We start from the raw sequence: 15,542 nt of genomic DNA, 5'->3' as shown, positions 1-15,542 counted from the left end.
GCGTTACGGTGGCTGGCGTCCTGGATGTTGAGTGTTGTCATACAAGTTGAGTGAGGTTTTCTTGGGATTCCAGTCGATCGCAGTGCTACGATTCCGTTAGCCCTGCTTTCGGATGATCGCCATGCAAGAAGACCTCGACGCGCCTGCTCGCAAGCGCACTCACAACCTGGCCCATGACCTGGTCGCCAAACTGACCCAGAGCATCCTGCTCGGCCAGATGTTGCCGGGCGACAAGCTGCCGTCGGAGAACACGATTGTTCAGGAGCACGGGGTCAGTCGCACCGTGGTGCGCGAGGCCATCTCGAAATTGCAGGCGTCCGGGCTGGTGGAAACCCGCCACGGCATTGGCACCTTTGTGCTGGAGCGTGCACCGGAGCAGGGGCTGCGACTGAATGTCGATACGGCACTGGGGGTGCGCAGCATTCTGGAGTTGCGCATGGGCCTCGAAACCCAGGCCGCAGCGCTGGCTGCCATCCGGCGTACTGATCATCAATTGGCGCTGATGCGCGAAGCGCTGGACGACTATCAAAGCCTGCTCGCCAACAACGATAGCTGCGTCGAAGCCGACAAGCGTTTTCATCTGCTGATCGCGGAAGCCACCGGCAACGTCTGCTTCACCGAAATCATGCAGCACCTGGGCAGCGCCATGATTCCCCGGACCCGCGTCAATGCTGCCGAACGCGGGGCGGCGGATTTGAGCAAGCTCGGACAGCTGGCGAATCTCGAACACGAGGCGATTCTCAACGCCATCAAGCGGCAAGATCCGGATGCCGCGAGGGCAGCGATGTGGCTGCACCTGACGAATAGCCGCGACCGGTTTTCGGCGGGTGCCTGACGACCGTATGTCTGTTCAATAGCACGCTATAAGCACGCCTGCTTCCAACGTGTACGGCCCAGATTTACTGGACCTCATCAGTGAGGTGCGTCATGGCTAACTCAATGGATAACGATGCTCCACCTGGCATGGACCCTTCGCGAGATCCGGCCGAGGCGGAGCCTGATCAACCTGAAGACTGGATGGACCCGGCGGCGAAAGAAGACGTGCCTCCGGCGGATGAGCCAACCCCGCTATCCGATGACAGGCGATAAACAGAACCCGGCCAGTGTGCCGGGTTTTTTGTGCACGGCAGGTTTATCGGGTCATCGTTCTTCGCGAGCAAGCCCGCTCCCACATTGGATCTTCGGTGTTAGTGCGATCAGAGTGGGAGCGGGCTTGCTCGCGAAGGCGTCTGAAGTATCACCACAAACTACTCATCAGGCACCGACCACCCGAATCGCCACCACCCGCCGCTCCAGATTCAACGCCAGCACACTCACCAACACCACCAGCGCACCCACAACGATCATCAACGTTGGCCGCTCGCCCAGTGCAAAAGACGCAATCGCCATGGCCGTCGGCGGCACCAGATACAGCGTCATCGCGGCCCGACTCAAATCCACATGAGCCAGCACATACGCCCAGGCGAGATACGCCAGTGCGCTTGGAAATACCCCCAGCCCGATCACGGCGAGCTGCACAGGAGCCGGCGCCCTGACGACCCGATCCACCAGGCCGGGAAGAAAGATCAGCAGCAGCGCCGTCCCGGCCCACACCGTGTAACACACCAGTGTCAGCCCGTCGTAGCGCCCGGTGTGATGCTTTTGCAAGGCAAAGTAGACACTCCAGGACACCGCAGCCAACAGGATCAGCAGGCCGTGGGCGTCGATGCTGCCCAGCCCATGATCGCCTGCTACCACAATCACCACGCCGATCAATCCCAGAAAAATACAGCCCCAGCGCCAGACGCTCACTCGCTCCTTGAACACGAATCGCGCCAGCAGCGTGCTGAACAAGGGCGTCGATTGCGCCAACACACTGGACGCTCCCGCACTGACACCTTGTTGGCCGAAATTGATCGAGACGTGATGCAGGCTGACCGCAAAGAAGCCGAGGGCGAATATCAACGGCAAGTCACGAACATTCGGCAGTTGGATGCCTCTGAACACCGCGACCACGGCCATGAATGCCGACGCTACGAGAAACCGCAACAGCGCCAGGTGAACAGGGTCGTAGGCCTGCAAACCGATGTGGATACCGGTTGGAGAATACCCCCAGCAGGCGACGACGAACGCCATCGCCAGGGTGATTTTTGCGGCAGAGGGGGAGGCGGTTGTGAGTGATTGCATGGTCGGGCACCTGTGGGCGTATGCACCGAGTATCGGAAGCCGAACCGTTCGCCACAACTGACTTATACTGTGGCAATTGTTCACTTTAGGTGATGTATGGAACTGGCTCAGATTCGCATGTTCAAGACCGTCGCCGATCTCGGCAGCATCGCCCGTGCCGCCGAGTTGTTGCATTGCGTGCCGTCGAACATTACGGCCCGGATCAAATCGCTGGAGGCGGAGCTGGGTGTCGCGCTGTTTCTGCGCGAGGGCCGAGGGCTGCGAATCAGTCCCTCGGGACAGACCTTTCTGGCCTACGCCTCAAAGATTCTCGCGCTGACAGCAGAAGCCAAACGCGCGGTGGATCCATCGGCGGAGCCGTCCGGACCCTTGCGCATTGGCGCCATCGAGTCCTCGGCTACCGGTCGCTTACCGCGTTTGCTGGCCAAGTTCCACAAGCGTTACCCGGCCGTTGCGCTGGAGCTCACCACCGGCACCTGGGGGCAATTGCTCGATGACACGCTGAAGCACCGGCTCGACGGCGCGATCGTCGCCGTGGATGTCGAGCGCTCACACCTCAAGCGCACGCCGATGTACCGCGAAGAGCTGTTGCTGATTGCCTCGACGTCGCTGGGGCCGATACGTGACGTTGCGGATTTGCAGGACAAGACCGTTTTCATGTGGCCCCAGGGTTGCCCTTACCGGGCGGCACTGGAGCATTGGTTGCTGCGGCAAGGGCAGGCGTTGCCGATTGTCAGCCTCGCCAGTTACGGCGCGATTGTCGGTTGCGTCAGCGCCGGGGCGGGTGTGGCACTGGTGCCTAAAGGGGTGTTCGATCAGTACGCCAAAGGCGCCGGTTGCGCCGGCTATGAATTCCCTGAGCTGACGGCCATCGACAACCTGTTTTACTGGCATGAAAACGCCGGGGTTCACCCGGCGCGAGAGGCTTTTGTGGCGATGTTGCGCGAAGAGTTCACGTAACGCGCATAACCCCTGTGGGAGCGGGCTTGCCCGCGATGGCGGTGTATCAGCCGGCATAGAGGTTGAATGTGAAGGCCTCCTCGCGGGAAGCCCGCTCCCACATGGGGTATGTGTATTCTTGATGATTACGTCACGCTCACATCCCGCATCAACAACCCAAAACTCAACTCCACTGCATCCGGAATCGGCACATACACCGTGTGGCCATCCCCCGGCGCCACTTCAATCGACTCACCTTTGGCGTTTTGCAGCTGATGCAAATCAAAGTGGAAATTACCCTTGGGTGTCATCAATTCCATGTGGTCGCCCAGGCCAAAACGATTCTTGACTTTGACTTCCGCCAGCCGGTCACGCCGCTCGCCAGTCAATTCACCGACAAACTGCTGTCGCTCCGACACCGAGCTGCCGTGCTGGTAGTTCTGGTATTCGTCATGCACATGCCGACGCAGGAAGCCTTCGGTGTAGCCACGCTTGGCGAGAGATTCCAGGTCCGTCATCAGGCTGCGGTCAAACGTCCTACCAGCCACTGCATCATCGATGGCCCGGCGATAGACCTGAGTGGTCCGCGCACAGTAGAAGTGCGATTTGGTCCGGCCCTCGATTTTCAATGAATGCACGCCCATCTGCGTCAGACGCTCGACATGCTGCACGGCGCGCAGGTCCTTGGCGTTCATGATGTACGTGCCGTGTTCATCTTCGAAGGCTGGCATCAGTTCGTCAGGTCGATTGGCTTCCTGCAACAGGAACACCTGATTGGTCGGGGCGCCGATGCCTAATGTGGGTTCGGGCTGGAAGGTCTGAACGATTTCGCCGAGCTGATTTTCCGTGGCCTGCTGCGCCGAGTATTTCCAGCGACAGGCGTTGGTGCAGCTGCCTTGATTCGCATCGCGCTTGTTCATGTAGCCCGACAGCAGGCAGCGGCCGGAATAGGCCATGCACAATGCTCCGTGCACGAACACCTCCAGCTCCATCGCCGGCACTTCCTGGCGAATTTCAGCGATTTCTTCCAGGGACAGTTCCCGCGACAAGATGATCTGGCTCAAGCCCTGTTGTTGCCAGAACTCGACACTCGCCCAGTTCACCGTGTTGGCTTGCACCGAAAGATGGATGGCCATCTGCGGGTAGTGCCGGCGCACCAGCATGATCAGGCCCGGGTCGGACATGATCAACGCGTCCGGCGCCATGGCGATGACGGGTGCCAGGTCCTTGAGGAACGTCTTGAGTTTGGCGTTGTGCGGGGCGATGTTCACCACCACGTAGAAACGCTTGCCCTGGGCCTGTGCCTCGCGAATGCCGAGGGCGAGGTGGGCATGATCGAATTCGTTGTTGCGCACGCGCAGGCTGTAACGCGGCTGTCCGGCGTAGACCGCATCGGCGCCGTAGGCGAAGGCATAACGCATGTTTTTCAGGGTGCCGGCGGGGGCCAATAGTTCGGGGGAGACAAGGGTCATGGCGGCGTCGATCGCAAAAGCCGCCAAGGGTAAGCGGCTTGCCCTCGGTATTCATTGATCTGGATCTATGCTTGATGAACAAACGGATGGCACTCGTGCGAACCGTGGCGGACTAAGCATCAGGACGGCTCTTCAATACAAGAGCAGGCGCCCCTGCGGACTGACATGGATCGGACATGAAAGACACGACGCTACAAGACAAATCGCTGGTGATCTTGCTGGGGCTGGTGACCGCCGCGTTTATCTGGATTTTGCTGCCGTTCTACGGCGCAGTGTTCTGGGCGGTGATCCTCGGCATACTTTTTGCGCCCCTGCAGCGTCGACTGCAACTGAAGTTCGGCTGGCCGCGCAACCTGACATCGTTGCTCACCCTGAGCATCTGCCTGTTGATTGCGATCCTGCCGGTGATCATCCTCAGTACCCTGCTGCTTCAAGAAGGGACAACGCTTTACAAGAACATCGAAAGCGGCGAGCTGGACATCGCGGGGTATGTGACGCTGTTCAAACACAGCTTGCCACCGTACTTTCAGCATTTGCTCGACAGGCTGGGCATGGGCGAGTTGAACGGGCTGCGGGAAAAAATCATCAAGAGTGCGGTGACGGGCAACGAGTTCGTTGCCACGCAGGCGTTCAGTTTTGGCCAAGGCACGTTTGATTTTGTGGTGAGCTTTTTCATCATGCTCTACCTGTTGTTCTTCTTTCTGCGGGACGGCGCCGAGCTTGCACGCAAAGTACGCTCTGCCGTGCCATTGCAGGAGCACCAGAAACGCCGTTTGCAACTCAAGTTCAATCACGTGGTGCGGGCGACGGTGAAGGGCAACCTGGTGGTGGCGATCACGCAGGGCGCGTTGGGTGGTTTGATTTTCTGGTTTCTGGATATTCCGAGCGCGCTGCTCTGGGCAGTACTGATGGCGTTTCTGTCGCTGTTGCCAGCGGTGGGGGCGGGGATTGTCTGGGCACCGGTGGCGGCGTTTTTCCTGCTCAGCGGGGCCATCTGGCAGGGCGTGGTGCTGGGGTTGTTCGGGGTGTTCGTCATCGGCCTGGTGGACAACGTGCTGCGACCGATCCTGGTGGGCAAGGATACGAAGATGCCGGACTACCTGATCCTCATCTCAACCCTGGGTGGTCTGGCGATCTTCGGCCTCAATGGCTTTGTCATCGGACCGTTGATCGCGGCGCTGTTCATGTCGAGCTGGGCCATTTTCATCGAAACCAAACCGCGGGTTCAGCTGCCTTAGGCACTGAGTTTTCCGCTGCCTATTGTTTGCGAAAGTGCCTGGGCGGCCGGCAATGATGTAAGCGGACCGCTGATGGGTTCGCCGTCCTGCATCAGGTACCAACAGGCGAGCAATCCCAGCGCTCGCAGTGGGGCGGGAACGGCGCTGCCGATAACGGACATAATCTGAACCTGAGACATAAGTACCTCCATCAATCTATGGAGCTACCTTACGGACCTGGCGATTTTTCGGACAATCAACACTTTCGATAGTGGTCATTGATGGCGGTGAAGCCAATCAACTGTCTATCGGTCAGTCGACGGTCAAATCCAGCATATGAATGACTTCGTGCTCGTTGAGCAGGCCTTTGCGTACAAGGTTCTCGGCCAGCAGCGAGAGAAACTTGGCACTGCGATGGCCTTCCAGGTGCTTGAGTTCGGTCAGTGCGTTGTACACCTTGCTGGAAGTGCACAAGTCGACATTGCGGTGCGGGTTTTGTGTTGGCATGAGGTCGTCCTTGTTTTTATCAACCTGTTGTTGGCGGACAGATCCAAGCTTGCGGACCTGGTATGACGAAAATATGACCGTTTTCCTCGCATGGGCGGGGGGGCTGAGTCAATCTTGCCAAGTTGAACCAGCGCCACTGTCCCGACAGCGACCTTGACGCGATTTATCCAGACTTGCACCGACGGACGGTCACAAAAAAGCCCCGCTGTCGAGGCGGGGCTTGATGACACCGTTACCAGTGGCCATACCCGTGGGGAGGGCCGTAGTAACCGCGGCCGTAGTAACCACGTGGCGGACCGTAATAAACCGGTGGTGGGCCGACGTAGACCGGTTGTTGCACATAGACCGGGGCCGGCTGGTAATAAACCGGTGGCGGTTGTTGCACGTAAACCGGTTGTGGTTGCGCGTATACCGGTTGTGGCTGCGCGTATACCGGTTGCTGTACGTAGACCGGCCGGTTGCTGTTGATCAGGGCCGAACCGACAATTGCAGTACCGACGATCGCGCCAAACACCGCTGGACCTTCCCAACTGTTGCCACCACCGCCATGGGCTTGCGCCTGCCCTGCGATAGCGAGGGCGCCGATCAGCAAAGCTACTGTGGGGATTTTACGGATCATGATAATTCCTCGGTTCTTCGACCCGGCGCTTGCGTCTGCAATAGACCCAAGGATTGTCGCGGGGATACATCTAAGACAGCGCTTTTTTGAAAATCAGCACGGCCGTTAGGTAAATTTTGTGTAAGGTCTGTACCGGCATCCTTACGGTCCCGCGAAAACCCGCGTAGACAGGCCTCTATGATCGATCAGAACCCGATGGATTGGCTAATCCCGTCCATCTGAAAGTGCTTATGAAGGAGATCCACATGCAGATGAACCCCAACAAAGACACCCAGTTGTGCATGTCCCTGTCGGGACGCCCGGGGAACTTTGGCCTGCGCTTTCACAATCATCTGTATGAACAGCTGGGCCTGAATTTTTACTATAAAGCCTTCAGTAGCCAGGACCTGACCGGAGCAGTCGGCGGTATTCGTGCCCTGGGAGTTCGTGGCTGCGGCGTCTCGATGCCATTCAAGGAAGCCTGCATTGCGCTGGTCGATGAACTGGACGCGTCTGCCGCGGCCATTCAATCGATCAACACCATCGTCAATACCGACGGGCACCTCAAGGCTTACAACACCGATTACATTGCCATCGAGCAATTGCTCAAAACCCACGAAGTGCCGAAGAGCTCGACCTTCGCCTTGCGTGGCAGCGGCGGCATGGCCAAGGCCGTGGCCAGTGCCCTGCGCGACGGTGGCTACAAAAATGGCCTGATCGTCGCCCGCAATGAACAGGCGGGTCGGGCGCTGGCCGAATCGTTGGGCTATCAATGGCAGGCGGAACTGGGCAGCCAGCGGCCGCAATTGTTGATCAACGTCACACCGATCGGTATGACCGGCGGCCCGGAAGCCGATCAACTGGCGTTCGATGGTCAAGCCATTGCAGCTGCCGAGATTGTCTTCGATGTGGTGGCGATCCCCTCGGAAACGCCGTTGATCATGCGAGGCCGTGCCGAAGGCAAACGGGTGATCACCGGGCTGGAAGTGATCGCGATTCAGGCGCTGGAGCAGTTTGTGCTTTATACCGGCGTGCGGCCGACGGATGAGCAGTTTCATAAAGCGGTGGAATTTGCCCGTAGCTGAAAGATCAAAAGATCGCAGCCTGCGGCAGCTCCTACAGGAGCTGCCGCAGGCTGCGATCTTTTGCGTTTTGTACCCTCTGGAGGTTTCCATGCATCCCGCGATCCTCAATCTGCACCAGGTCAAACTTGAACCGCTACCCGAGGCCCTGGCGCCCACCGGCGACACGGCTGGACGCTATCAACAGCGGATAGCGCGTGTCGGTCAGCAATTGGGGGCGAAAAAGCTGGGTTATCGCTTGTACGTACTGGAGCCGGGCATGCGCGGCAGCCCGTTTCATAGTCATCGGGTTAACGAGGAGATGTTTTACGTCGTGGCCGGGGGAGGGGAGGTTCGTCTCGGTGCCGAGCGTTTTCCCATTCGTGCGGGCGACGTGATTGCCTGCCCGCCGGGCGGTCCTGAGGCGGCGCACCAGATCATCAACACCAGCCACGGCGAATTACGCTACCTGGCGGTCAGCACCCAGCAATCGCCGGAGATCTGCGAATACCCGGATTCCGGCAAGTACGCGGTGATGGACGACTTCAAGGTCGATGCGCAGGGCAATGTCTCGGGCTTCGTCGCCATCGCCCGGCCGGGCGACGGTGTGGATTACTGGGACGGCGAGTAGCCTCACCGAAAGTAAAATGTGGGAGCGGGCTTGCTCGCGAAGGGGGCATGACATTCACCATCTCAGGTGACCGTTACGCCGCCTTCGCGAGCAAGCCCGCTCCCACATTGGACGATGTGTGGCTTAGTTATTCGAGGCGTGCCAGGCGTTCTTCCAGCGCTGCAATTCGCGCTTCCAGCTCTTCGATGCGCTCAGCCGACACACCGCCACTGCGTTCCACCGGGTTCTGCCGTGCCGCGAGGATCACTTCAATATCCGCCGGATCCCCCAACGCATGCATATACCGGTCTTCACGCTGACCCGCCTGGCGTGGAATCAGCAGTGCCAGACCTCGCGCGATCAACCGTTCCAGCTGATGCACGACTTGTTCGGCATCTTCAAACTCATGCATGCGCCCGCTGCGGGTCAGCAGTTCATTGACCGTCTGCGGACCACGCAAAAACAGCAACCCCGTCAGAATCACCTGCGCCGGCACCAGTTCCAGTGCCTTGTCGACCTTATGTTCCCAGCGATCCGCCCGGCTGCCCATCACCAGTCTGGTGAAACCGCGACCTTCGAGGGCGCGCAGGCTCTGGCCAACCTGACCCTGGGTAAGGTTCATCACCGGTTCACGGCTGGTTTTCTGGTTGCAGGCAATCACCAACGCATTGAGGGTCAGCGGATAGGTTTCCGGGCTGGTGGCCTGTTTCTCGATCAACGAACCCAGAATGCGGATTTCCGTGCTGTTGAGTCGCGGCTCGTCAAAGGTCGTCTCTTGCTCAGTGCTCACAGTGTCTGGAACCTCGCTAGCGGTTGGTTTTGATGTTCTCGGCCAATAAGACCTCGTAATGGGAGGTTAGTCGAGCATTCCTGCCGTGCAGCGTTTCATTCTCTGCGGCATCGCCCGTTCGGACTAGGCAGGGCTAACGATTCTGTCGCGTCCGGCTGGCACCAAACTCGAAGGCCAGAGGGGTGTCGCTGCATGCGTGCCCCGCCAAACGAGCAGAAGGCGCCGCGATGGAGTTTGCATTCAGCGACGAACAGGAAATGATCCGTACATCGGCCGAAGGCTTTCTCGCCGCCGTGTCGGATTCTGCCGCCGTACGGGCGGCGATGGTCAGTGAGCGAGGTTTCGACGAGGCACTGTGGCAACGTCTGTGCCGCGAAATGTACTGGCCGGCGATTCATATTCCCGAAGCATACGGTGGGCTTGGTCTGGGCTTTGTCGAGCTAGTGATTTTACTGGAACAGATGGGTCGCAGCTTACTGTGCTCGCCGTTTTTTGCCACCGCCTGCATGGCCACGCCGGCATTGTTGCTGGCCGCCAACGATGAGCAAAAGCGGCGCTGGCTGCCATTGATCGCTGATGGCAGCCTCACGGCGACGCTGGCCTTCAGCAGCGCCAATGGCTGGACGGCCGAGGATGTTCAGGTGACGGCGGTGCCCGAGGGCGAAGGGTTCGTGCTCGACGGAATCCTCAAGCATGTCCTCGACGGGCACAGCGCCGATCTCTTGATCATTGCCGCACGGACTCCCGGATCGACCGGTCAAGCAGGTATCAGCCTGTTCGCCGTGGACGCGAACCGTGCCGGGATCGAGCGGCAGAGGGTGCCCACGATGGACCAGACCCGTCGTCAGGCGCGTCTTCAACTCAAAGGCGTCTCCCTCGGCGCTAACTGCCTGCTGGGTCAGTTCGGCGCGGGTTGGCCTTACCTGGAGCGAGTCCTGCAATTGGCCTGCATTGGCCTGGCCGCCGAACAGACCGGCGGCGCGCAGCAAGTGCTCGACCTGAGCATCGCCTACATGCAGGAACGCCAACAATTCGGGCGTGCGATCGCCAGTTTTCAGGCGCTCAAACACCGTGCCGCCGACATGATGCTGCAGGTCGAATGCGCACGATCAGCCAGTTATTACGCGGCCTGCGTGGCTCAGGAAGTCCTCGATCCACAGGGCGACTCGCGGGTGGCCGCCGAGTTGCCGCTGGCGGCGGCGCTGGCCAAGGCGCAGTGCTCTGAAACCTATTTCCACTGCGCGTCCGAGTCGATCCAGTTGCACGGCGGCGTCGGTTTTACTTGGGAATACGACCCGCACCTCTACTTCAAGCGCGCCCGTGCCAGCGAAAGCTTTCTCGGGTTACCTGCCTGGCACCGCGAGCGGATTGCCGTGGCAATTCTTGGAGAACAGTCATGAAAATCAGTTTTAGCGAGCAGGATGAGTGCTTCCGTCAGGAAGTGGCCGATTGGTTGAGTGCCAACCTCTGCGGTGAATTCGAGCCCCTGCGTTTTCGCGGAGGCCCAGGCGATGAACATAGCTTTCCCGAAGAGCGTAAGGCCTGGGAACGCAAACTCGCCGAGGGCGGCTGGACCTGTGTCGGGTGGGCGCCAGAGCATGGCGGACGAGGCTTGTCGATCAACCAGCAGGTGATTTTCCACGAGGAGTACGCCCGCGCGGGTGGCCCCGGACGCATGGGGCATATCGGCGAAGGCCTGGCCGGGCCGACCATCGCCGCCTTCGGCAACGCAGACCAGCACCAGCGGTTTCTCCCGGGCATCGTCAACGGTACAACGTTCTGGTGCCAGGGCTATTCCGAACCGGGGGCCGGATCAGACCTGGCTAACGTCAAGACCCGCGCAGTGCTGGACGAAGCCAGCGGCAGCTGGGTGATCAACGGCCAGAAAGTCTGGACTTCGCTGGCCCATGAGTCGGACTGGTGCTTTGTGATCGCCCGCACCGAACCCGGCAGCGTTGGCCACCGTGGCCTGTCTTTCCTGCTGGTGCCCATGGCCCAAGCGGAAATCACCGTACGCCCCATCGAGCAACTGACCGGCACCTCGGAATTTAACGAAGTGTTCTTCGACGATGCCCACACCGATGCCGCCAACATCATCGGCGCGCCGGGCGAAGGCTGGAAAATTGCCATGGCACTGCTGGGGTTCGAACGTGGGGTCTCGACCCTTGGCCAGCAGATGCAGTTTCACAATGAACTGAACGAAATTATCGCCATCGCCCGGGCCAATGGCGCCGCGTGCGATCCAGTCCTGCGCCAGCGCCTGGCCGAAGCCTGGAGCGGGTTGCGGATCATGCGCTACAACTCGCTGCGCATGCTCTCCGGGGCGCAGGACGGTTCGCTACGCAAAGAGGCGACCATCTACAAGCTGTTCTGGTCGACCTGGCATGCCAGCCTCGGCAAGTTGGCGATGGACGTGCTCGGCGCCGAGGCCGAGTTGCTCGAAGCCGCGCCGTATCAACTCACCCGATTGCAGTCGCTGTACCTGTTCAGTCGCGCCGACACCCTCTACGGCGGCAGCAACGAGATCCAGCGCAACATCATCGCCGAGCGCGCTTTGGGAATGCCCAAAGAACCGCGCCCGCGCACCTGACCAAGGAGTTTTCCATGTCTGTTCCACACTATGTTGCGGGCCACGGCCTGTTGCGCGGCAAGTCGGTGCTGATCACGGCAGCGGCGGGTGCCGGTATCGGTTTCTCCGCCGCGGTGCGTGCTGCCGAGGAAGGTTGCCGCGCGCTGATGATCAGCGATATTCACGAAGGCCGGTTGGCCGAGGCGGTGTTGAAGATCCGCGAAACCACTGGCCTGGAACAAGTCTTCGGCCAGGTTTGCAATGTCGCCGACGAAGCCCAGGTGCAGGAGCTAATCGCGTGCGCCGAGCGTGACTTGCAAGGCGTCGATGTGCTGATCAACAACGCCGGGCTTGGCGGTTCGCGGCTGCTGGTGGAGATGACGGACGAGGAGTGGAACCGGGTTCTCGAGGTGACGCTCACCGGCACCATGCGCATGACCCGCGCGATGTTGCCGAAGATGATCGAGCGACGTACCGGGGTCATCGTCAACAACGCTTCGGTGCTGGGCTGGCGGGCGCAAAAAGAACAATCGCACTACGCCGCCGCCAAAGCCGGCGTCATGGCATTGACCCGATGCGCAGCGGTAGAGGCCGCCGACTACGGCATTCGCATCAACGCGGTCAGCCCGAGTATTGCGTTGCACGATTTCCTGCGCAAATCCGCGCCCCAGGCGGTGCTCGATCAACTCGCCGCCAACGAAGCGTTCGGCCGTGCCGCCGAGGTCTGGGAAGTGGCCAACGTGATGATGTTCCTGGCCAGTGACTACAGCTCCTACATGACCGGCGAAGTGTTGTCGGTGTCCAGTCAGAGGGCTTGAACATGCCACGAGTTTTCGACACGCCGCTTGCCTTGTTCGACGCCGTGGGCCAGGACCTTGGGGTCAGTGACTGGCTGACGCTTGAGCAACCACGCATTGACCAGTTCGCCGAAGCCACCGGTGATCACCAGTGGATTCACGTCGACCCGCTCAAGGCCGCCAGCGGACCCTTTGGCGCCTGCATCGCCCATGGCTATCTGAGCCTCTCGCTGGTCAATCTGTTTTTGCCGCAAATCGTCGAGGTGCGTGGCATTGCCATGGGCGTCAATTACGGCTGTGAGCGGGTGCGCTTTCCCAATGTGGTGCGCGTCGGTGCGCGGGTGCGCGGCAGTGCGCAGTTGACGTTGGTCGAGGAGGTCAAGGGTGGCGTCCAGGCCACCATTCGCGTCAGCGTCGAAATCGATGGCGAGGAGCGTCCCGGCTGCGTGGTCGACACCATCAGCCGTTACTACCCCGCTTGAGCCAGCCAGCAGAACACTTGAGGAATTGAACATGAAAGAAGCCGTCATCGTTTCGACCGCCCGCACTCCGATCGGCAAAGCCTTTCGCGGTGCATTCAATGACACCGAAGCACCGCAACTTGGCGGCCATGTTGTGCGCGAAGCCGTGCGCCGAGCCGGCATCGAGCCGGGCGAAGTGGACGACGTGATCATCGGCGCGGCGGCGCAGCAGGGAACGCAGTCCTATAACCTGGGGCGCCTGTGCGCGATTGCCGGCGGCTTGCCGACCTCCGTCGCCGGAATGACCGTCGAGCGCCAATGTTCGTCGGGCCTGATGAGTATCGCCATGGCCGCCAAAGGCATCATGTGCGACGAAATCGACATCGCCGTGGCCGGAGGCCTGGAGTCGATTTCCCTGGTGCAGAACAAACACAAAAACCTGTATCGCAACCAGTCCGGCGCGGTGATCGAACTTGATCCGCACGCTTATATCCCGATGATCGAAACGGCCGAGATCGTCTCTGCACGTTATGGCATTTCCCGCGAGGAACAGGACGAATACAGTTACCAGAGCCAGGTGCGTACGGCGTTGGCGCAAAGTGCCGGGTTGTTCGACCGTGAACTCGCGCCGCTGACCAGCCGCAAAGTGATTGTCGACAAAACCAGCGGCGAGACCCGCTACGAGTCCGTCACCTTGCTGCGCGACGAGTGCAACCGCATCGACACCACGCGTGAAAGCCTGAATGCACTGGAGCCGGTGTGGCCGGGCGGTCAGTGGAGTGACAAGGGCCGCTTCATCACGGCCGGCAATGCCTCGCAATTGTCCGATGGCGCTTCGGCGTCTGTGCTGATGAGCGCCAAACTCGCTGAAAAGCGTGGACTGGAACCGCTGGGGATTTATCGCGGGATGGCGGTCGCTGGCTGCAACTCCGACGAGATGGGCATCGGGCCTGTGTATGCCATTCCGAAATTGCTCAAGCGTCATGGTCTGACCATGGACCACATTGGCCTCTGGGAATTGAACGAGGCATTCGCCTGTCAGGTGCAGTACTGCCGCGACACCCTGGGCATTCCGTCTGAGCGATTGAACGTCAACGGCGGGGCGATTTCCATCGGGCACCCGTTTGGCATGTCCGGCGCGCGGATGGTCGGTCACGCGTTGGTCGAGGGACAGCGCCGCGGTTTGCGCTACGTGGTGGTGAGTATGTGCATCGGTGGTGGCATGGGGGCCGCTGCACTGTTCGAGGTGGTTTGAATGATCGGCACTCAGCAGATTCAACAGACCATGGCGCGTTATGTGGAGCTGGTGGACGCCGGCGACATCGACGCGATTGTGGCGCTCTACGCCCAGGGTGCGGTGGTCGAAGACCCGGTCGGCCAGCCGCCGATTCAGGGACTTGTGGCCATCGAACGTTTCTACCGTGAAGGACTGGGTGCAAGCAACGTCTCGGCGACCCTGACCGGCCCGGTTCGAGCGACACTCAACGGTTGCGGGGCGATGCCATTCCGGGTCGACATGGAGTGGGCCGGGCAACCGTGTTCGCTACATGTGATCGATGTGATGGAGTTCGATGCGGACGGCAAGATCCGCTCGATGAAAGCCTATTGGAGCGAGGTCAATCTGACCGCTCAAGGTGGGGCATAGGCTAATGCCAAGCAGCTTGAACACATCCCCGTAGCAGCTGCCGAGCCTGCGAGGCTGCGTTCGGCTGCGAAGCAGTCGTGAATCCTGCCCCCACGGTTTGTCTCGAATACCGAATCGCCTGATTTTACGACTGCTGCGCAGCCGAACGCAGCCTCGCAAGCTCGGCAGCTGCTACGCGAGCCGAACGCAGCCTCGCAGGCTCGGCAGCTGCTACACGAGCCTGCTACAGGGCGCGTTCGGCGAGCAAGTCGCAATTCTGCGTCTGCCCGCTTTCGTAGTACGCCTTGAGGTTCTCGGCGATCTGTCGCACGACGTTGTTGAACGCCTTGGCCAGCAGCCATTCCACCAGCCTGCCACCGCGCAGGCTGTAGCTCATGCGCGTGGTAATGCGTGCCCCATCTCCCTCGCCTTGCAGGGCATAACTGAAGCTGGCCTCGCGAAACGGGAAGGGCGCGCCGTCACTGGCCCGGTGCAGGATCAGTACGAAACCTGCACCTTCCTGCCATTGCACCACGCTTTCATCCAGCCATTGGCCGCCCTTGCGAAACACCCGGCGACTGGCGCCAAGTCCTTCACGTGCGCCGGGATGAAACTGGCAACCGGTCAAGCCCGGCACATAGTGCGGGGCGAGGCTCAGGTCGCGCAGTTTGGCCCAGGCGGCTTGCGGGGTGAGATCAAGTAGAACGCTGTGGCTGGCAATCGCGGGCATG

Annotated in this window: 19 protein-coding genes; 12 read left to right on the top strand and 7 right to left on the bottom strand. The window is 60.4% G+C overall.

Annotated features, from left to right (window positions below; translation table 11 throughout):
• Window positions 1-121: 121 nt before the first annotated feature.
• The gene (locus JFU37_RS20880) at window positions 122-835 is read left to right on the top strand and encodes a FadR/GntR family transcriptional regulator (protein WP_201118117.1); all 714 of its coding nucleotides are present in this window, start codon (window positions 122-124) and stop codon (window positions 833-835) included.
• A gap of 92 nt (window positions 836-927) precedes the next feature.
• Window positions 928-1,089 carry a hypothetical protein gene (locus JFU37_RS20875; RefSeq protein ID WP_201119516.1) on the top strand — a complete coding sequence of 54 codons (162 nt, stop codon included), beginning with the start codon at window positions 928-930 and terminating at the stop codon, window positions 1,087-1,089.
• Between the two features lie 165 nt (window positions 1,090-1,254).
• Here the strand turns inward: JFU37_RS20875 and JFU37_RS20870 are convergent, their stop codons facing one another.
• On the bottom strand, window positions 1,255-2,166 hold the full coding sequence (locus JFU37_RS20870) for a DMT family transporter (RefSeq protein WP_201118115.1): 912 nt from the start codon (window positions 2,164-2,166) through the stop codon (window positions 1,255-1,257).
• Between the two features lie 96 nt (window positions 2,167-2,262).
• Between JFU37_RS20870 and JFU37_RS20865 the strand changes: the two genes are divergently transcribed.
• Window positions 2,263-3,126 carry a LysR substrate-binding domain-containing protein gene (locus JFU37_RS20865; RefSeq protein WP_201118113.1) on the top strand — a complete coding sequence of 288 codons (864 nt, stop codon included), beginning with the start codon at window positions 2,263-2,265 and terminating at the stop codon, window positions 3,124-3,126.
• Window positions 3,127-3,251: 125 nt separating this feature from the next.
• On the opposite strand, the gene trhP is transcribed toward JFU37_RS20865, so the two are convergent.
• Window positions 3,252-4,577 (bottom strand): prephenate-dependent tRNA uridine(34) hydroxylase TrhP, encoded by a 1,326-nt coding sequence (gene trhP / locus JFU37_RS20860; RefSeq protein WP_201118111.1) that lies wholly within the window; start codon window positions 4,575-4,577, stop codon window positions 3,252-3,254.
• A 176-nt stretch (window positions 4,578-4,753) separates the two neighbouring features.
• Here trhP and JFU37_RS20855 point away from each other — a divergent pair, with 176 nt between their 5' ends.
• On the top strand, window positions 4,754-5,815 hold the full coding sequence (locus JFU37_RS20855) for an AI-2E family transporter (protein WP_201118110.1): 1,062 nt from the start codon (window positions 4,754-4,756) through the stop codon (window positions 5,813-5,815).
• Here JFU37_RS20855 and JFU37_RS20850 read toward each other — a convergent pair.
• The 3 genes from JFU37_RS20850 to JFU37_RS20840 all read right to left on the bottom strand — a co-directional run bounded on the left by JFU37_RS20850 (window position 5,812) and on the right by JFU37_RS20840 (window position 6,920).
• Entirely contained in the window at window positions 5,812-5,994 is a 183-nt protein-coding gene (locus JFU37_RS20850; RefSeq protein WP_201118109.1) for a hypothetical protein, read from the bottom strand. The two genes, JFU37_RS20855 and JFU37_RS20850, sit on opposite strands and share 4 nt — an antisense overlap.
• Before the next feature lie 112 nt (window positions 5,995-6,106).
• Window positions 6,107-6,301, bottom strand: coding sequence for a hypothetical protein (locus JFU37_RS20845; RefSeq protein WP_201118108.1), 195 nt, complete (start codon window positions 6,299-6,301; stop codon window positions 6,107-6,109).
• Between the two features lie 232 nt (window positions 6,302-6,533).
• Window positions 6,534-6,920 carry a hypothetical protein gene (locus tag JFU37_RS20840; RefSeq protein WP_201118107.1) on the bottom strand — a complete coding sequence of 129 codons (387 nt, stop codon included), beginning with the start codon at window positions 6,918-6,920 and terminating at the stop codon, window positions 6,534-6,536.
• 245 nt (window positions 6,921-7,165) lie between these two features.
• On the opposite strand from JFU37_RS20840, the gene JFU37_RS20835 reads away from it, so the two are divergent.
• Together JFU37_RS20835 and JFU37_RS20830 are read left to right on the top strand one after the other, a co-directional pair.
• Window positions 7,166-7,984 carry a shikimate 5-dehydrogenase gene (locus JFU37_RS20835; protein WP_201118106.1) on the top strand — a complete coding sequence of 273 codons (819 nt, stop codon included), beginning with the start codon at window positions 7,166-7,168 and terminating at the stop codon, window positions 7,982-7,984.
• Window positions 7,985-8,072: 88 nt separating this feature from the next.
• Complete coding sequence (locus tag JFU37_RS20830) at window positions 8,073-8,591, top strand: cupin domain-containing protein (protein ID WP_201118100.1); 519 nt, start codon at window positions 8,073-8,075, stop codon at window positions 8,589-8,591.
• Window positions 8,592-8,718: 127 nt separating this feature from the next.
• Here the strand turns inward: JFU37_RS20830 and JFU37_RS20825 are convergent, their stop codons facing one another.
• Window positions 8,719-9,360: a DUF480 domain-containing protein gene (locus tag JFU37_RS20825; RefSeq protein WP_201118099.1), complete on the bottom strand. Its 642-nt coding sequence runs from the start codon at window positions 9,358-9,360 to the stop codon at window positions 8,719-8,721.
• 227 nt (window positions 9,361-9,587) lie between these two features.
• Between JFU37_RS20825 and JFU37_RS20820 the strand changes: the two genes are divergently transcribed.
• The 6 genes from JFU37_RS20820 to JFU37_RS20795 are packed head-to-tail and all read left to right on the top strand — an operon-like array spanning window position 9,588 to window position 14,832.
• Window positions 9,588-10,760, top strand: coding sequence for an acyl-CoA dehydrogenase family protein (locus tag JFU37_RS20820; RefSeq protein ID WP_201118098.1), 1,173 nt, complete (start codon window positions 9,588-9,590; stop codon window positions 10,758-10,760).
• On the top strand, window positions 10,757-11,950 hold the full coding sequence (locus tag JFU37_RS20815; RefSeq protein WP_201118097.1) for an acyl-CoA dehydrogenase family protein: 1,194 nt from the start codon (window positions 10,757-10,759) through the stop codon (window positions 11,948-11,950). The genes JFU37_RS20820 and JFU37_RS20815 overlap by 4 nt, the downstream gene beginning before the upstream one ends.
• Window positions 11,951-11,964: 14 nt before the next feature.
• Window positions 11,965-12,747 carry an SDR family oxidoreductase gene (locus JFU37_RS20810; protein WP_201118096.1) on the top strand — a complete coding sequence of 261 codons (783 nt, stop codon included), beginning with the start codon at window positions 11,965-11,967 and terminating at the stop codon, window positions 12,745-12,747.
• 2 nt (window positions 12,748-12,749) lie between these two features.
• Window positions 12,750-13,208 (top strand): MaoC family dehydratase, encoded by a 459-nt coding sequence (locus tag JFU37_RS20805; RefSeq protein ID WP_201118095.1) that lies wholly within the window; start codon window positions 12,750-12,752, stop codon window positions 13,206-13,208.
• Window positions 13,209-13,239: 31 nt separating this feature from the next.
• The gene (locus JFU37_RS20800; protein ID WP_201118093.1) at window positions 13,240-14,442 is read left to right on the top strand and encodes an acetyl-CoA C-acyltransferase; all 1,203 of its coding nucleotides are present in this window, start codon (window positions 13,240-13,242) and stop codon (window positions 14,440-14,442) included.
• Complete coding sequence (locus tag JFU37_RS20795) at window positions 14,443-14,832, top strand: steroid Delta-isomerase (RefSeq protein WP_201118090.1); 390 nt, start codon at window positions 14,443-14,445, stop codon at window positions 14,830-14,832. It abuts the gene before it with no gap.
• A gap of 223 nt (window positions 14,833-15,055) precedes the next feature.
• On the opposite strand, the gene JFU37_RS20790 is transcribed toward JFU37_RS20795, so the two are convergent.
• Window positions 15,056-15,541, bottom strand: coding sequence for an SRPBCC family protein (locus JFU37_RS20790; RefSeq protein WP_201118088.1), 486 nt, complete (start codon window positions 15,539-15,541; stop codon window positions 15,056-15,058).
• Between the last annotated feature and the right edge of the window lies 1 nt (window position 15,542).

It is taken from the genome of Pseudomonas sp. TH41 (assembly GCF_016650695.1).
Classification (GTDB): Bacteria; Pseudomonadota; Gammaproteobacteria; order Pseudomonadales; family Pseudomonadaceae; genus Aquipseudomonas.
This window is presented reverse-complemented; position numbering and strand designations above follow the sequence as displayed.

Coding starts and splice junctions, on each gene's coding strand:
- JFU37_RS20845 (WP_201118108.1), bottom strand. CDS start 6,301: ATGCCAACACAAAACCCGCACCGCAATGTCGACTTGTGCACTTCCAGC.
- JFU37_RS20865 (WP_201118113.1), top strand. CDS start 2,263: ATGGAACTGGCTCAGATTCGCATGTTCAAGACCGTCGCCGATCTCGGC.
- JFU37_RS20800 (WP_201118093.1), top strand. CDS start 13,240: ATGAAAGAAGCCGTCATCGTTTCGACCGCCCGCACTCCGATCGGCAAA.
- JFU37_RS20795 (WP_201118090.1), top strand. CDS start 14,443: ATGATCGGCACTCAGCAGATTCAACAGACCATGGCGCGTTATGTGGAG.
- JFU37_RS20815 (WP_201118097.1), top strand. CDS start 10,757: ATGAAAATCAGTTTTAGCGAGCAGGATGAGTGCTTCCGTCAGGAAGTG.
- JFU37_RS20820 (WP_201118098.1), top strand. CDS start 9,588: ATGGAGTTTGCATTCAGCGACGAACAGGAAATGATCCGTACATCGGCC.
- JFU37_RS20840 (WP_201118107.1), bottom strand. CDS start 6,920: ATGATCCGTAAAATCCCCACAGTAGCTTTGCTGATCGGCGCCCTCGCT.
- JFU37_RS20835 (WP_201118106.1), top strand. CDS start 7,166: ATGCAGATGAACCCCAACAAAGACACCCAGTTGTGCATGTCCCTGTCG.
- JFU37_RS20830 (WP_201118100.1), top strand. CDS start 8,073: ATGCATCCCGCGATCCTCAATCTGCACCAGGTCAAACTTGAACCGCTA.
- JFU37_RS20810 (WP_201118096.1), top strand. CDS start 11,965: ATGTCTGTTCCACACTATGTTGCGGGCCACGGCCTGTTGCGCGGCAAG.
- JFU37_RS20875 (WP_201119516.1), top strand. CDS start 928: ATGGCTAACTCAATGGATAACGATGCTCCACCTGGCATGGACCCTTCG.
- trhP (WP_201118111.1), bottom strand. CDS start 4,577: ATGACCCTTGTCTCCCCCGAACTATTGGCCCCCGCCGGCACCCTGAAA.
- JFU37_RS20805 (WP_201118095.1), top strand. CDS start 12,750: ATGCCACGAGTTTTCGACACGCCGCTTGCCTTGTTCGACGCCGTGGGC.
- JFU37_RS20790 (WP_201118088.1), bottom strand. CDS start 15,541: ATGCCCGCGATTGCCAGCCACAGCGTTCTACTTGATCTCACCCCGCAA.
- JFU37_RS20870 (WP_201118115.1), bottom strand. CDS start 2,166: ATGCAATCACTCACAACCGCCTCCCCCTCTGCCGCAAAAATCACCCTG.
- JFU37_RS20855 (WP_201118110.1), top strand. CDS start 4,754: ATGAAAGACACGACGCTACAAGACAAATCGCTGGTGATCTTGCTGGGG.
- JFU37_RS20880 (WP_201118117.1), top strand. CDS start 122: ATGCAAGAAGACCTCGACGCGCCTGCTCGCAAGCGCACTCACAACCTG.
- JFU37_RS20850 (WP_201118109.1), bottom strand. CDS start 5,994: ATGTCTCAGGTTCAGATTATGTCCGTTATCGGCAGCGCCGTTCCCGCC.